We start from the raw sequence: 15,276 nt of genomic DNA, 5'->3' as shown, positions 1-15,276 counted from the left end.
GGCAATGGTTGTTTTTAAAAAGGAGTGTGTCTTAAATTGGATGTTTATAAAAAACGTGTTGAACTCTCCTTAGAGGAATATGTAGAAGGGGTAAGGTCTAATAATAGAGCGGTTTTGGCAAGAGCGATCACTCTTGTTGAAAGTAATGCAGCACGTCATTTTTCAATGGCTCAGGATGTATTGACATCGGTCATTCCACAAACTGGAAACTCTATTAGAATTGGAATTACAGGTGTACCAGGGGCTGGAAAGAGTACTTTTATAGAGGCCTTTGGATTGAAATTAGCCGAGCAAGGACATCGAGTTGCTGTACTAGCTGTTGACCCGTCTAGCTCGCTTTCACAAGGAAGTATACTCGGAGATAAAACGAGGATGGATCAGCTTTCTAGGCATCCTAACGCGTTTGTACGTCCTTCGCCTGCTGGAGGAAATTTAGGTGGAGTCGCAAGGAAAACAAGAGAAACTCTGTTGCTATGTGAAGCTGCTGGGTATGACATTATTATGGTTGAAACAGTAGGTGTAGGACAAAGTGAAGTTACGGTTAGATCAATGGTTGATTGTTTTATAGTGTTAATGCTTACTGGAGCAGGTGACGAATTACAAGGCATGAAAAAAGGGATTATGGAAATGGTTGATATCATGCTCATCAATAAAGCTGACGGAACGAATCGACAAGCTGCCGAACAGGCAAAAGTAGAATTCAAACGGATGTTCCATATGCTTCCTAGTGTAACAGAAGGTTGGGAAACAGAGATAGACACAGTGTCTGCTCTTACAGGAAGGGGTATCAGCGAATGCTGGGAAACGATTGAAAGGTTCCATCAGCATATGAAAAATACGCAACAATTCGAACTACGAAGAAAAGAACAAGCTACTAACTGGTTTCATTCCTTATTAGAAGAGCAAATCTTAAAGCGTTTTTACGATTACCCATTTATAAAATCGCAATTACCAGATGTGAAAAAGGATGTATTATTAGGGAAAAGCAGTGCGACAAGGGCAGTGTCTTTGTTATTACAGGAATATGAACAAAAGATCTACAATAATTAAACAAGATTCCAATTAAAGAGAAAGTGAAGTAGAATAATACTATAATGCTAGTGTGTAACTTCATAAGATAAATGGAGGCATGAAAAATGAGTGATTGCAAAGCTGCAGTCAATTCCCTGTTCTTATAGAAAAACTTGATTGATTAAGAAAAAAAGGAGCCATGAGGTTGGCTCCCTTTTTTTAATTTATGTGAGAAGTTAATTTTTCAAGTGGTGAAGTAAACACCTGAGATTGATTTGTTTTAGGATTGAAATAAGCGATCAACAGGCTTGGCTCATCGTTTACTGCATCTTTCGTTAAATGAAATGGCACGGTTTCAATCATTGTATGTTTGTGTAGTTCTTTTTCGTTTAATGCCAATGAGGCAAAATGATTTGAAACGAGTTCAGGTTGATCGGCTAAGATTAGTAAGAATCTAGACTGCTCTTGTTTCGTAAGAGAAAAATTCCACCATGTTTTGCGTGGCTTATGTTTATGATTATCAAAGAAGTCGACCATCATAAGGCCACGGATCGTTTCTAGCTTACTTGTTCTTTGTCGATGAAGTAAAAATTGGTCTAATCTTGAAAATAAATCTTCTAACTGATGTCCAATTCGTGCCCATCCACGCTCGTCCCAATAGTCGCCAAACTCTTGGAAAAAGTCGAAAGCTGAGTCAAACTCATGAGTAACTAAATATTCAATGGTACGGTCCATTCGATGGTCATTCCAATACTTCTCAAGGACATCTTCCACTCGTTTAATACGAATAATTTCATCAAAACTTAATACATTGTTTTGAAGGATCTCATAAGGAGAATGATCCATATAGACATAGTCATGTTGGTCAGCGCGGAGTCTTAATCCAGTCCCGCGTAGCATTTTTAAAAAACCAAGCTGCATTTCCTCAGGACGCATTTCGAAGACATCATTAAATGTATTGCGGAAAGAAGCGTAATCTTCGTCAGGTAAGCCAGCAATTAAGTCAAGATGTTGATCAATTTTGCCACCCTCTTTAACCATCATTACTGTTCTTTTTAGTTTTTCAAAGTTTTGACGGCGCATCACTAGTTCATTCGTCGCATCATTAGTAGATTGAACACCAATTTCAAAACGGAAAATGCCAGATGGTGCATGTTCATTTAAATAGGAGAGGACTTCAGGTCTCATTATATCTGCTGTTATTTCGAACTGAAAGACACAGTCTTGATGATTGTCGATGAGGAAACGAAAAATCTCTAAAGCGTAATCTCGTTTAATATTAAATGTGCGATCGACAAACTTTATTAATTTTGCTCCACTCTCAATTAAGAACAATAAATCAGATTTGACTCGTTCGATATCAACATAGCGAACACCTACTTCAATCGAAGACAAGCAGAACTGACAACTATAAGGACAACCTCGGCTAGTTTCAAAGTAAGTGACCCTCTTACTTAAACCATCAAGATCTTCAGGGAATCGATAAGGTGTTGGTACGTCATCAAGTTTTAGTTTAGGTCTAGGTGCGGTAATAATGATTTCTTCATCTTTTCGATAAGCGAGACCAAACACCATGTGGTATTTCTTAGTTGTACTCATTTCTTCTAGCAAGTGCTTGAAAGTCTCTTCTCCTTCACCGATAACAATGAAATCGACGTTTTCTAAAGTTTTTAACCAATCGTTCACATCATAAGAAACTTCGGGTCCACCTAGGATAATTTTTGTATGTGGCATTACTTTTTTGATCATGTTAATGACTTTAATTGTTTCTTCAATGTTCCAGATATAGCAACTAAACCCGATAACATCTGGTTTTCGTTCATAAAGGTCCGAAACAATATTCATCGTAGGATCTTTTATCGTATACTCGACCATTTCTATTGGAAATTCAGGCTCAGCATAGGCTTTAAGGCAACGCAGTGCTAAACATGTATGGATGTATTTGGCATTCAACGTCGTGACGACGGTTTTCATGGGTACCCCTCAATTCTTAAGCTTAGTTACGTACTAGATCATAACACATCTTGTGTAGGATGTTAAAATAAGTGAATAAAAAGAAAGACGACTTTAGTCGTCTTTCTTAAAAGTAATGAGTAGAGATTGCTTCTTCGAGTAAGCTTTCATTCACTCGGATTATTTCTCAAAATAGTTGATCCCAAAAAGAATCAACTCCTTAGTTCGTTGGAACATCTATAGTAAAATGCCAGATTTGGTCTTGAAGTTTTAGACGATTCAGTGTGAGCGTGAATGGTTCGGTTACTGCTTTGGTAAACTCATACGACGCTGTCAACTGATTTGTTTCTTGACTATAACTTGTTCTTGTATAAGCAGGAAAAATGTCTTCATTTTCTTGTCTTAAGGTAACCGTCAGTCCATTTAAATTATGAACATCAAAGACATTTAGATGAATTTGATTATTTTCAACTTGAACTTGTTGGATATAGAGATCATTTGTTAAAAGATCACTCATATCATCCTCAAGATCTTGAAAAACCACGTTCCGTTTATAGTAAGTTGGCTTGACAAAAACGTCAATGGATAATGTTTCTATAGAGTCATTAAGAATGGGTGAATAAAACTGCCTAAACAAGATGGTATCAGAACCTAAATCAGACTCAATCGTTTCTGAAAATAAAGCTTTGTATGTTTGACCGTCCTGATCTATGATAGTTGAACCCATTCGATAAAGGAAATCGTTATCTACATGATAATCAAATAATGAAGTAGCCAAGATATAGATAAAGAAACCATTATTTCCTTCCCATTCTGCTTCTTCGATCTTATCAAATTGAACTTGAATACGATTATTTTCAGCGGTTTGAACAAGTTCTCTAGAAGGAGTTGACGGACCTAAGCAACCGCTAAGAAGTAGCAAAAATAAAAGAAGTGGAAAGAATAATTTCAACCATAGTCACCTCAAACAAGTAGTTTCTATTAGTGTATCATGAGTTCATAAGTTGTCCTATAGAAAAAATAGGAAAGCGTATTAGAACTCATCTTCACATTGATCATGAAAAAGACAAGTCCCACTATATCCATTAGATTATTATCCGAGAAAATTAGCTTAACGGTTGAAGTGAATTCAAAAACTGTTTCTTCTGTTTGTTCACTTTTAGTTTCTGAATTTACCTCAACAGCAACTGCTTCTGACTCTTCTACTATTCGGTGTCAACGGTATCTTCTTCTACCACACTTGGTTCTTCTGTGGCAGCAGGATGTCCATGTTGTTCATCACTAACGGCAGTTCCTTGTCCACACGCACTTAGAAGAAGGATGAACACTCCTATTATGAGAAGTGTCCAATGTTTTATTATCATTTCATTCCGCCCTTTTAATCGTAATGATTTCATAAGCATGATAAAATTTATGAAATCTATTAGTTTAAATCCTACATTCATTATGTTGAATGATAATGACTAAATTCGACAGATTGTGTTTGAATGCGTTATGTTGAATTTACAAGATGGAAAAGGAAGAAGAAATCGGAAGAAAATGGTACAATTATAAAAAGAAATAAGCAGAAGGGAATAATGCTATGCCACAAACAAAAGCTTTCCGAATCGGATACGGAATTGTATTAATTTTTGTTATTATTTACTTAGGTTCATTAATTGATTGGGTGTTTAGGCCTATTGCTATCTTAGTTCAGACTTTGTTTGCACCTATTATATTAGGTGGAGTTTTGTTCTATTTGTTACGTCCTTTCGTGAACCTTCTTTCCATCAGGCTACCGAGGACTGTTGCGATCCTTCTATTATATTTAGGAGTAGTTGGATTAGTAACAGCGGTTATCTTCATCATAGGTCCAGAATTACAAAAACAATTTTACAGTTTCACACGAAATATGCCAGTATTTATTAATGAAATTCGAGATATGTTTATAAGCTTGCAAGAAAATGAGTACATCTCACGATTTCAAGAGACTGATAATTTTTCTCTAGAAGAAATTATGATGGAGTTAGCTAATTATTTGAATAATTTTATCGCTAATATTGGGCAAAATATAGCAGGTTTTATTGGCTTTGTTGCAAATACCCTTATCATACTCATCATTATTCCATTTGTTCTGTTTTACATGTTGAAAGAAGGAGAAAAGGCGCCAAATCAACTTCTAAAACTTCTACCTGAAAAAAGACAGAATGAGGGAAGAGAAGTCCTAAAAGCGATGGATTATGCGCTAAGCTCTTATATACAAGGTCAAATTCTTGTTAGTATTTGTGTAGGAATTCTTGCCTATATTGCTTTTCTTATTATCGGACTTGATTACCCACTCGTCTTAGCCTTGGTGGCCATGTTTACCAATGTTATCCCGTTTGTAGGTCCATGGATCGGGACCATTCCAGCAGTCATTGTGGGTTTGCTGCATTCACCGTTAATGGCGTTACTGGTAATTGCGGTTGTTGTTATCGTTCAGCAAATTGAAAGCAATTTAATCTCCCCACAAATTATGGGAAGGAAATTATCGATCCATCCTTTAACCATTATCTTTTTGCTCTTAGTAGCTGGACGCTTTGCAGGGCTGTTAGGCCTTCTATTAGCGGTACCAACTTATGCAGTAGGAAAAGTGTTAGTGTTACATATTTATCGGTTATGGTTATTAAGAAATACAACGATTGATTAAACTAAATAAACTTATGAGGTGATTGACATGGCATTTGAACAAGATGGTATTAAACAGGTGGATAAAGAAGAATTAAAAGAACTACTCAAAAGCGAAGTGGAAAAACCAATCATTATAGATGTTCGTGAACTTGAAGAATACGAGGAAGCGCATATTCCCGGCCTACCATTAATCCCAATGGGAACGATTCCTACAGTGATTGATCAGCTTGATAAAGATCAATCTTACCTATTTGTTTGTCGTAGTGGTGGACGTAGTCAAAACGTAGCTATGTATTTAAAAAATCAAGGATTTAAAGATGTAACTAACTATAATGGAGGCATGTTAGCTTGGGATGGCGAAGTTAAGACAGGTGCTGAATGGGTTGTTAAAGAGGTAAAAGAATTGAACTTATAGAACGTAATTATAAAAACTCCAAGAGCTCTGGTAAATAGAGCTTTTGGAGTTTTATTGGTGACAATAATATTTGATCGTAAGTTTGGGTTTTTATGAAATATGAAAGCCTACTCGAAGAAGAGTCATGGCTCCATACGCTTGAAACGTACTTATCGTTTGGCTAAACTAAAAAGCAATGGTCCGCTCATTGCTCTTAGACTATTTATAGATGGTCTGTCTTTTTAGAATAGTCATGTTTGCCATGTTCAGCATTTGCATGGGCATGTTCATTTTTTTTACGGTTTAGGGCACTGTTGTCTTTTCTCTTTTTATTATTATCTCCTGTTCGGGACATGTCTTCACCTCTTTCAATCGTTTTCAATTATAGATTGTCCGTTTTAGCTAATTGTATGACTGAGATGTTTTAATGTCGAAATGGTGGGTATATGATTAGTAGCACACTAAAAAGGTGGAGATAAAATGGCAAAGAAATCAGTGATCGCATCTGTTGCTGCATTAGCTGGAGCAACGACTGTTATCTTAGGAAAACGAAATCTGAGGACAAAGCTTTCTCAATCTATTCAGAGCATGTATAAAAAGATATCAAGAAAAGAAAAAAGGACTAAAAAGGAATTTACGCAGCATTTAGGTCATTCCCACCCGCATGATTTTGAGGATCATAAGATGGTTGGAGAGGGTGCCCTCACAAGTATTCAATATTATAATAACAAGCAGCAGAAAAGTCACCAATAAGGGTGGCTTTTCTTGTGTCTTTGGTCGGTTAGTGGTAAAGTGAATTCACTATTTTCAAATGATATAATTAGTAAAACTGTTTAATAAAGGGTGAAAGACAACATGATTACAATAAAAAATGAAACGATTGCTCAAGTTCCTACGTTACATGTAGTGAAAGAAGAACACCGGATGGAGAGGAATGCTCCGATTATATTCTTTCTGCACGGTTTTACAAGTGCAAAAGAACATAATCTCCATGTAGCTTATTTACTAGCTGAGAAGGGATTCAGAGTGGTCCTACCCGACGCTCTCCATCATGGTGAACGTGAGAATGAGATGGATGAGAAGAAGAGGAATTTAGCTTTTTGGGAAATCGTCCTTACATCCATTAATGAATTGAATCAAATGAAATTAGCCTTAGAAAGAAGCCATGTCATTGACAGCCCTAAGGTTGGGATTATTGGGACTTCAATGGGAGCGATTACGATGTATGGAGCGTTAACTCAGTACAACTGGATTCATACGGCTGCCTCATTTATGGGAACGGCTTATTATGAATCTTTTGCTAATGGATTATTATCAGTTGTTGAAGAAAAAGGGTTAACCATTGAACAAAAAGTAAAAGAAGAGATGTTTAAGCAAATAAAGCCTTTTGATTTAACGGCGCAATTAAATAAACTTAACGGTCGCCCTTTATTTATTTGGCATGGTAAGGAAGACCGAGTCGTACCTTACCCTTTCTCAGAGAAATTATATGAAGAGCTAACAGTTAATTATGAAGACCAACCAGACAAGCTTCAATTTCTATCAGAGCAGACCGGTCATAAAGTTTCACGTGCGGCTGTTCTTCGCTCGGTTGAGTGGTTTGAACAACACTTAGGAAAGGTCTCTTCGTAATGGGAGTAAGTGACGAATGATGAGAAAAAAAACAATCCAAGAAATTCAAAAGATTTTAGCGGTTATAGTTGGAGCTTTATTTATAGCGGCTGGGTTAAACTTCTTTCTAATCCCTGCTAACGTATTTGCAAGTGGGTTCACTGGAGTAGCCCAAATCATTGCCACAGTCATCCCGTTGTCAACAGGGGTACTGCTTTTTATATTAAATGTTCCTGTAGCGATTCTTGGCTGGTTGAAGATTGGTAAAAGTTTTACCGTATACAGCTTTCTTAATGTTGCACTTACCACCTTTTTTCTTGAACTAATTCCTGTCTGGCAATTCTCACCAGATATCTTATTAAATGCGGTGTTTGGTGGAGTGATTTTAGCCTTAGGAGCTGGAATTCCACTGAAATGGGGTTCTTCTTCTGGAGGCCTTGATATTATCGCACTTATTTTATCAAGAGTAAGTGATCGACCGGTAGGAATTTACTTTTTAGGATTAAATAGTGTGATTGTGATAACATCTGGCCTGTTGTTTGATCCAGAAAAAGCATTGTATACTTTAGTGACATTATATGTGTCTTCGAGAGTCATTGATGCTATTTACACTCGTCATGTTAAGCTTACAGCCATGATTGTGACGAAAAACGCTGATCGATTGCGAGAAGCTATTCATCAACGGGTAACAAGAGGAATTACGAGAATTCCAGCAAAAGGTGGATACACTTCAGAAAATCAAGAGGTACTTATGATTGTGATAACGCGTTACGAATTATATGAATTGAAGCAGGTCATTCAAGATGTAGATCCTAATGCTTTTACGAATATTGTTGAAACAGCAGGGATTTTTGGATTTTTTCGTAAAGAATAAAGGAGGAAACGATATGAGAATGCTAGGATGGTTCATCACTTTGTTATTTGCTTTGACGGCATGTGGAACTGCAGCAAACGCACCACTCGAAACGAATGAAGGAGATGGGAATGTGTCTGACTCAAAATGGTTATTTGATGTAGAAACTGAACAGACGAATGGGGAGTTACTTGTTACATTGACTGTAACCAACAATCAAGAAAAGGCATCTTCCATTGATTTCTCTTCCGGGCAGAAATATGAACTGGTACTATTAAACGAAGAGGGCGCAATTGAATACCGTTATTCTGAAGGAATGATGTTTACAATGGCTCTTATACATGAAACGTTTGAACCTTCTGAGTCGAAAGTGTATGAAGAACGAATTCCGTTAGATTCTATCTCGGCAGGCTCCTATATTCTGGATGCACAGTTAGTCCTTGCTGCTGTAGATGGAAGTGAATGGAAAGACGCTGATACGTTTCACAAACAAGTGAAAGTCGAAATTAAATAAATAAAAAAGAGCTGCAAGTCCAATTGGATTTGCAGCTCTTCACTTATTAGGAGCGACTCCATCTACGAATAGCTTCTTGTTGAATGACTCTCTTTAAAGTGCGATATTGATCATCTTCTGACTCATCGGGATTAGGTTCAGTTGTCTGAATCGACTTCTCAATGGCTTTTTCACCATACCAATAATCCGAAAATGGTTTTTCAAGTGATTTCATTTATAAAACTCCTTTACTATGAATTACGTCAATTGAATGAGTTCCATAATTTCCTCATTAGTCAATTCTGTAATTCGTTGCTCGCCTGCAGCAAGGATATGGTCAGCTAGTGCTTGCTTTTTCACAAGCATTTTGTCAATTCGTTCTTCTAACGTTCCCGTTGTAACGAGTTTATGGACAGTAACATCTTTCGTCTGACCGATTCGATATGCGCGGTCTGTGGCCTGATTTTCAACGGCTGGATTCCACCAACGATCATAGTGAATCACATTGGTTGCAGAGGTGAGATTCAGACCAACCCCACCTGCTTTTAATGACAGAACAAAAAATTGAACATCAGGATTTGTTTGAAAAGCTTGAATCGCCTCTTGTCGCTTCATTCTTGTTAAACTTCCGTGTAAAAACGGTACTTGTTGCTGAAAGTGACGTTCGAGTGACTGAGTGATCAATGTACCCATTTCTTTGTACTGAGAAAAGATGAGGACTTTTTCTTTTCGAGCGAATAGATCAGTAACTAATGTTAAGAATTCATCCCATTTTCCAGATTGGTGTTCCTCTAACGTACGGTCTTTAAGGAAATGGGATGGATGGTTACAGATTTGCTTGAGTTTCGTAAGACTTTTTAAAATTAGAGCTCTTCGTTCAAGAGACGTGACTTGATCCAACTGTGTGACGATGTCATCTACTACAGCTTGGTAAAGGCCCGCTTGTTCAAGCGATAAATGAACATGATGAATCTTTTCTTTCTTTTCAGGAAGACCTAGTTGTAAGGATTGGTCGGATTTTTTACGTCTTAAAATTAAGGGATGAATAAGCTTTTGCAATTTCTTTAACTGCTCATCATCTTGATTACGTTCGATTGGTTTCATAAAGTTTGATTGAAAATCTTGATAAGTCCCTAAATAAGTTGGATTCAGCACGTCTAAAAGTGACCAAAGTTCTCTTAAGCGATTTTCAATAGGTGTACCAGTTAAAGCTACTCGATGGGTGGCTTTAATGCCTTTAATAACTCGACGTTGCTTTGTTTCTACATTCTTAATATGCTGCGCTTCATCTAAGATAAGTCCATTCCAAGTAGTTTGTTGGAACAAATGGCTATCTCTTACACTTAATTGGTAAGACGTGATGACTAAGTCCCATTCCTCAGAATGGAGGTCCTCCTCTTTTAACCTTGAGGGTCCATGGTGTACAAAAACACGAATGCTAGGAGCGAATTGCTCGCATTCGGAAACCCAATTGTAGATTAATGATGTTGGGCAGATTAGTAAAAAGGGAGGTGGAACTTTAAGGGCTGATTTTTGAGCGTTTATTACATGTAGCATATAGGCAATCGTTTGAATCGACTTACCAAGTCCCATATCATCTGCTAGACACCCTCCAAAACCCGTGCGTCTTAAGTGAGCTAACCAAGAAACACCTGCAAGTTGATAAGGGCGAAGAGTTCCCGTTAACCTTTCGGGAATGGAAATAGGGGTAGGAGTAGAATTGTATAGTTCTTTTAATGATTCAGTTAATTCTTTCCCCCAGGACACATCCCATTCAATATCTAAATCTGTTTCTTCGTCTGAATTTTCAATGTCTTGATCAAGGCGCCATGCTTCTAAATAAGAGGTATGATCTTCAACCCCTTCTAAATAACGAAGCAGTTTATCGGCTAATGAACGATCCCATGATGTCCACTCGCCGTTCGTATAAAGGAAGGGACGCTGACCATCAACAAATTCTTGAAAATCCTTTTTGCTTATCGTTTGGTTGCCTAGCGCGATATCATATGTAAAAGAAGCGACACTTTGCCAATCAAGCAACGGTTCAGAAGTCGCGCTATTTCGCTCAATCGGTTGCATCATTAATTTGACACGAGGCTTTTTCTTCTCTGTCATCCATTTCGGAACAATTAGGTGAAAACCGATTTGTTTCAACTTGTCATCAGAAGTCGTAAATAGTTCATAAGCCTCTTCTGCATTCAAAGCCAACGTAGGCGTTGATAGACGTAGTGGTTTTAATAAGTCCAATGCCTCATGTGCCTTCTTAAGGTCGACTTTCAACTGAGCGATCGGATTTTCCCGCCAAGGGTGTTCCCCCATTTCTAATTGGTCCATTTCAACCATTAAAGAAGGACGTTTTCGATCGACCATACAAAGGGAAACTTCCCATTTTCCATCTTTTGAATTAGGTTCTTTTAAAGCCAATCCTGACTTAAATGGTTTCGTTTGAAGAACGCCTACTTGTTGTTGAAAAGAGGTAGTAGACAGAGCGCTGTCTAATTTGCCTTTTACATTTAATTGTTGAATGAGCGGTAGCCAATCTGAATGGACAGAATCGTGCCAATTTGAATAGGCATCCAAAACAGTTGGTTCATGAATTAAAGAACGAATCATGGCATCAGAAACCTTTGTCACCGTCGCCTTAAGTTGGTCAGGTGTAAGGATGCTAGTCGCTTGATTTTGGATGTAACTTGTATTAGCTCGGATCGATCTTCCAGCAAGGGGAATTCTGGTTACCCACTTTGCATAGGGGAAATGATCTAGCTCCCATTCCCCAGAACCATTTGGAGAGAAAGCCCCCTTTTGAATAAAAACTTGAATTGTCTGAAATAGAGTTAACCACGCTTTAAAATCGGGGGCTAATTCGATGTCCTCTTCCTGATTCCAAGATTCGAAAAAAGGGATATAGTCCACTAGACTGTCAATGGAAAAACGAAGCCCTTCCAACGGGAATGAGTATTGTTCCATATTTGCTTGAGCTTGATAGACTGTCATTTCTCCGGCTGGGGACGCATAGATTCGTGAACGAATGGGAACATCAATAATGGCTTTATCCGTCTCTATAAACGTCCCGTAAAAGGAAGTTTGGTCCATTCTAAATAAAGTAAGCTTCAGCTCAAATGGGGAATACAAAAAGGGATATTGAAAATTGACTATCTGGTCAAAACGCGATGTCGGTGTTCGTTCTCCCCAAATAAAGAAGGCTTCCTCGAGCCATCCACCATGTACGATAATTTTAGAGGTCAATTCGTTTCAACTCCTCAACAAACGCTCGGTACGTTCGGTACATTTTCTTTAATCTCTTTACATAAGTCATAAACATAATTTGTTCTTTGTCGCTCGTATATAAAGATTGTAATTCACTTAAATAAGAAGCTGCCTGCTCGTAGTGAATTCGAGATTTTTTTTCAACAAGTCTAACGATAAATTGATGATAAATAGGCCGAGAAAGATCTGGACGAGCTACCTTCAAAGCGGCTAGAAGTTCAAGCTTCTCCTCACGAAGGCGAGTAGGATCACGTTCATATTTAAGGAAATATCTAGCAGCTAGTTCATACTGTTCATAAACAAGTAGAATTTTCTCATATGTTTTCGCTGCTTCAATTTGATGAAGTCTTTGTTCGAGCTCAGGAAGAATTCGTTCAACTAGCTTGAGTTGTTGTGTGTCTGATAAATGCCTTGTATAAGTTTTAAAGCGTTGATAATTAGGTGAAAGCAACCAACGGTTCCAAATGGATTCTTGTTCTTTTGAACTAATAGGTAATACTGTATTCATCTCATCCATAAATTTTTGTAACGAACCATATTGACCTGTTTTCTTTTGCGGAAACAAAACAATAAACCATTGTTTCATTGTTTGCCAACGAGCACGTTCTTTTAATAATTGGAAATGAGGGGTTACCTCCTGCTCACGATAGTTAACTCCATTTTTTTGAAGAATGCCAATAGAAGACATTTCTTTTCCGGCAAGCAACGCAACGTAGCTGTAGGCAAGAGCAACAGACTGAGAACATTCAGAAGGATCTATTGATGATGAAAGAGTTTGATATACATGATCAATATGTGCAGCAGGCATTGTCGGTAACAATTTTAGAAGCAAATGTGACCAAGGTGCCTGTAGAATCCTTGAGTGTTTTGCTATTCTTTTTAGCAGCCGATTTACAAATAAACGGTAAGATCGTGCGTCAATATGTTTAACCTGCGAGATGATTTCATCACTAAGAGTATGGTAAAAGTAAGTAAATCTTCTCTCAAATTCTTGATAATTCGTTAAATGGGTCGAGCGCTCAAATACGCCACCCATGTAGGTAAGTAAATAAAGCCACGGGTAATCTGTTTTTAATCCACTAATTTGAGTGATGGCATCTGTTGAGAATTGTTCCAAATGCCGATTCGTAACATATCTTGAAGCTGTAATTGTTTTAAAGGTTAAAAGGATCGGCTGTTCAATTTCCTGATACACTTCAGCCTCTTTTTTTATAAGCGAGTGATTCATTGTAAGATTCTCACCTCTAATCCGAAAAATTCCATTCTTTCATTGTATCGCTTTAAGCGAGAGAAAGAAAGCGAACGGGTAAAATAGGTTCATGTAATTAAGAAATAGTATTTGCGGTTTTGGCTAAAAGAAGTGGTAAAAAAAAGAAAAAGGCAAAAACGGCCTTTTTCGAGGAAGAAGCAATGGCTCCGCACGTTGCGCGCCGGCAAAGAGAACCCCACTCATAGCCGGCTTTAAAAGAAGGCACGGCTCCGCACATTGCATATAAACCAAAGAAAAAGGCAAAAACGGCCTTTTTCTTTGGTTTATACGATCAATGAAATTAGCATCAGAATGACGATGCTGCTCATGACAACGAGGATGAGGTTAGCTCCTAGGTAAGCGACAACAATGGCTGTGAGTCCTCCAATGATACCGTACCAGATGTTTTCGTGCACGGTCAGGATACCAGGGAAGATTAAGGCACCGAGTGCAGCATAAGGGACGTTACGTAATATCGCTTGAAACCACCCTGGTATTTTTTCGCTATCCATAAAAACAAATGGGAGCATTCGTGGGATATAGGTAACGAGAGTCATACCAGCAATAATGAGAAGTATGTTTGTACTCATGTAGAATCGTCCCCTTTGCGAATAAGAACTTCCATTCCTGCTGCAGCAAATAATGTGGCAAAAATAATCGACCAACCACTAGGTAGAAATAAGGAAAATAAACTATTAAAAACAGCAGCGCTTAAAGCTAAAGCAACGACTTTTCGATGCTTTTTTAAAGAAGGCATGAGAAGAGCAATGAACATTGCATATAAAGCAATCGCCATACTTTCTTGTAAAGTAGTTGGTAAAACAGTACCAACAAAATAGCCAATTCCTGAATTAATGACCCAACTAACATAAGCAATGCTGGCTACTCCAATAACAAATCCTGTTTTAAGGCGTCCTTCTTGGGTTGTTGTAACAGCAAAGACTTCATCTGTTATTCCAAATGAATAAAGAGCTTTAACGATTGGGTGATCATCTTCAACACGTTCTCGGACGGAAGCGCTCATTAATAGATGTCTAATATTGACAATAAAAGTAGTAAATATAATTTCAAAAGCACCCGTTCCAAGTGCAATTAAGTTAAGTGCCATATATTGAGCGGCTCCAGCATAAACAAACAAGCTCATTGCCATTGTCTCGATAAAATTTAAGCCTGTACTTTTTGCTAGTAAGCCAAACGTTAAGGCAGCAGGCAAATATCCTATAGCAATACTAGAACCTGCTAAAAGCCCTTGTGAGAAGGAAGAACGTTGAGTGGGGATAGCAGTTGTAGACATGTAAATCACCTTTCTTTAAAAATCTAACAATATATGTAATTGACTATTATTGATTGTATGTGATCACATTGATTAGGACAAGGTTTTTCAAAAACAAGAAAAAGGTAAGCGTTTTATACGGAAGCTTTTGTCAAAGAAGTAGAGCATGTGAAAAAGTGTGTTTGCATTAAATAAAGTTGTAAAGAAGCAAGAAATTAGAATTGGCATCGCTCATTTATGAGTTTTTTGATTTCTATTTTATTTTATTCCGACTTGCTTGAATATACCGATTAAGCAGATCTTGGTTAGCTCTTTTATTAGGATTGTACCCAATTAACAGGAGGCTTTATAAAATGTAGCAGTTCCCAAGAAGACAAGACAACGTAATACCTGGTAAAAAAAGATTGAGTGAGTTTATGATTGAAAGGAAGTGATTGGGAGGAAGGGGACCAATCTTTAGAGGAAAGCAGGAGATAGGGTAAGTGTTCCCGAAAAAATGCAAGCACTAAAAACGGTGCTTGCA

At 37.7% G+C, this 15,276-nt stretch carries 16 protein-coding genes; 7 read left to right on the top strand and 9 right to left on the bottom strand.

Features of this window, described 5'->3' with window-relative positions; translation table 11 throughout:
* Positions 1 to 36 precede the first annotated feature (36 nt).
* Positions 37 to 1,050, top strand: a complete 1,014-nt coding sequence (gene meaB / locus PQ474_RS11240) for a methylmalonyl Co-A mutase-associated GTPase MeaB (RefSeq protein WP_273843119.1) — start codon at positions 37 to 39, stop codon at positions 1,048 to 1,050.
* 180 nt (positions 1,051 to 1,230) lie between these two features.
* Here the strand turns inward: meaB and PQ474_RS11235 are convergent, their stop codons facing one another.
* The 3 genes from PQ474_RS11235 to PQ474_RS11225 all read right to left on the bottom strand — a co-directional run bounded on the left by PQ474_RS11235 (position 1,231) and on the right by PQ474_RS11225 (position 4,328).
* Positions 1,231 to 2,985 carry a B12-binding domain-containing radical SAM protein gene (locus PQ474_RS11235; protein ID WP_273843116.1) on the bottom strand — a complete coding sequence of 585 codons (1,755 nt, stop codon included), beginning with the start codon at positions 2,983 to 2,985 and terminating at the stop codon, positions 1,231 to 1,233.
* Between the two features lie 199 nt (positions 2,986 to 3,184).
* Entirely contained in the window at positions 3,185 to 3,916 is a 732-nt protein-coding gene (locus PQ474_RS11230; RefSeq protein WP_273843114.1) for a hypothetical protein, read from the bottom strand.
* A 253-nt stretch (positions 3,917 to 4,169) separates the two neighbouring features.
* Positions 4,170 to 4,328, bottom strand: a complete 159-nt coding sequence (locus PQ474_RS11225; protein WP_273843111.1) for a hypothetical protein — start codon at positions 4,326 to 4,328, stop codon at positions 4,170 to 4,172.
* A gap of 218 nt (positions 4,329 to 4,546) precedes the next feature.
* Between PQ474_RS11225 and PQ474_RS11220 the strand changes: the two genes are divergently transcribed.
* Positions 4,547 to 5,632 (top strand): AI-2E family transporter, encoded by a 1,086-nt coding sequence (locus PQ474_RS11220; RefSeq protein WP_273843108.1) that lies wholly within the window; start codon positions 4,547 to 4,549, stop codon positions 5,630 to 5,632.
* A gap of 27 nt (positions 5,633 to 5,659) precedes the next feature.
* Positions 5,660 to 6,028: a rhodanese-like domain-containing protein gene (locus PQ474_RS11215; protein ID WP_273843104.1), complete on the top strand. Its 369-nt coding sequence runs from the start codon at positions 5,660 to 5,662 to the stop codon at positions 6,026 to 6,028.
* A 202-nt stretch (positions 6,029 to 6,230) separates the two neighbouring features.
* Here PQ474_RS11215 and PQ474_RS11210 read toward each other — a convergent pair whose 3' ends face one another.
* On the bottom strand, positions 6,231 to 6,362 hold the full coding sequence (locus tag PQ474_RS11210) for a DUF3941 domain-containing protein (RefSeq protein ID WP_273843100.1): 132 nt from the start codon (positions 6,360 to 6,362) through the stop codon (positions 6,231 to 6,233).
* A gap of 125 nt (positions 6,363 to 6,487) precedes the next feature.
* Here PQ474_RS11210 and PQ474_RS11205 point away from each other — a divergent pair, with 125 nt between their 5' ends.
* From PQ474_RS11205 to PQ474_RS11190, 4 genes are all read left to right on the top strand, one after another.
* Entirely contained in the window at positions 6,488 to 6,760 is a 273-nt protein-coding gene (locus PQ474_RS11205) for a hypothetical protein (protein WP_273843098.1), read from the top strand.
* Between the two features lie 102 nt (positions 6,761 to 6,862).
* Entirely contained in the window at positions 6,863 to 7,639 is a 777-nt protein-coding gene (gene yjfP, locus PQ474_RS11200) for an esterase (protein ID WP_273843094.1), read from the top strand.
* Between the two features lie 16 nt (positions 7,640 to 7,655).
* On the top strand, positions 7,656 to 8,492 hold the full coding sequence (locus PQ474_RS11195; protein WP_390185745.1) for a YitT family protein: 837 nt from the start codon (positions 7,656 to 7,658) through the stop codon (positions 8,490 to 8,492).
* A gap of 13 nt (positions 8,493 to 8,505) precedes the next feature.
* Positions 8,506 to 8,985, top strand: a complete 480-nt coding sequence (locus tag PQ474_RS11190; protein WP_273843090.1) for a BsuPI-related putative proteinase inhibitor — start codon at positions 8,506 to 8,508, stop codon at positions 8,983 to 8,985.
* 46 nt (positions 8,986 to 9,031) lie between these two features.
* Here PQ474_RS11190 and PQ474_RS11185 read toward each other — a convergent pair whose 3' ends face one another.
* The 5 genes from PQ474_RS11185 to PQ474_RS11165 all read right to left on the bottom strand — a co-directional run bounded on the left by PQ474_RS11185 (position 9,032) and on the right by PQ474_RS11165 (position 14,774).
* A complete protein-coding gene (locus tag PQ474_RS11185; RefSeq protein ID WP_273843088.1) occupies positions 9,032 to 9,199 on the bottom strand; it encodes a hypothetical protein in 168 nt (55 codons plus the stop codon).
* A gap of 23 nt (positions 9,200 to 9,222) precedes the next feature.
* Positions 9,223 to 12,210 carry a DEAD/DEAH box helicase gene (locus PQ474_RS11180; protein WP_273843086.1) on the bottom strand — a complete coding sequence of 996 codons (2,988 nt, stop codon included), beginning with the start codon at positions 12,208 to 12,210 and terminating at the stop codon, positions 9,223 to 9,225.
* Positions 12,200 to 13,459: a hypothetical protein gene (locus PQ474_RS11175; RefSeq protein WP_273843084.1), complete on the bottom strand. Its 1,260-nt coding sequence runs from the start codon at positions 13,457 to 13,459 to the stop codon at positions 12,200 to 12,202. Before PQ474_RS11175 ends, PQ474_RS11180 begins: the two co-directional genes overlap by 11 nt.
* 305 nt (positions 13,460 to 13,764) lie before the next feature.
* A complete protein-coding gene (locus PQ474_RS11170) occupies positions 13,765 to 14,070 on the bottom strand; it encodes an AzlD domain-containing protein (protein ID WP_273843081.1) in 306 nt (101 codons plus the stop codon).
* Positions 14,067 to 14,774 (bottom strand): AzlC family ABC transporter permease, encoded by a 708-nt coding sequence (locus PQ474_RS11165; protein WP_273843078.1) that lies wholly within the window; start codon positions 14,772 to 14,774, stop codon positions 14,067 to 14,069. The genes PQ474_RS11170 and PQ474_RS11165 overlap by 4 nt, the downstream gene beginning before the upstream one ends.
* Positions 14,775 to 15,276: the final 502 nt, after the last annotated feature.

This window comes from Halalkalibacter alkalisediminis (assembly GCF_028610705.1).
In the GTDB taxonomy this organism is placed as follows: Bacteria; Bacillota; Bacilli; order Bacillales; family Bacillaceae_D; genus Halalkalibacter; species Halalkalibacter alkalisediminis.
This window is presented reverse-complemented; position numbering and strand designations above follow the sequence as displayed.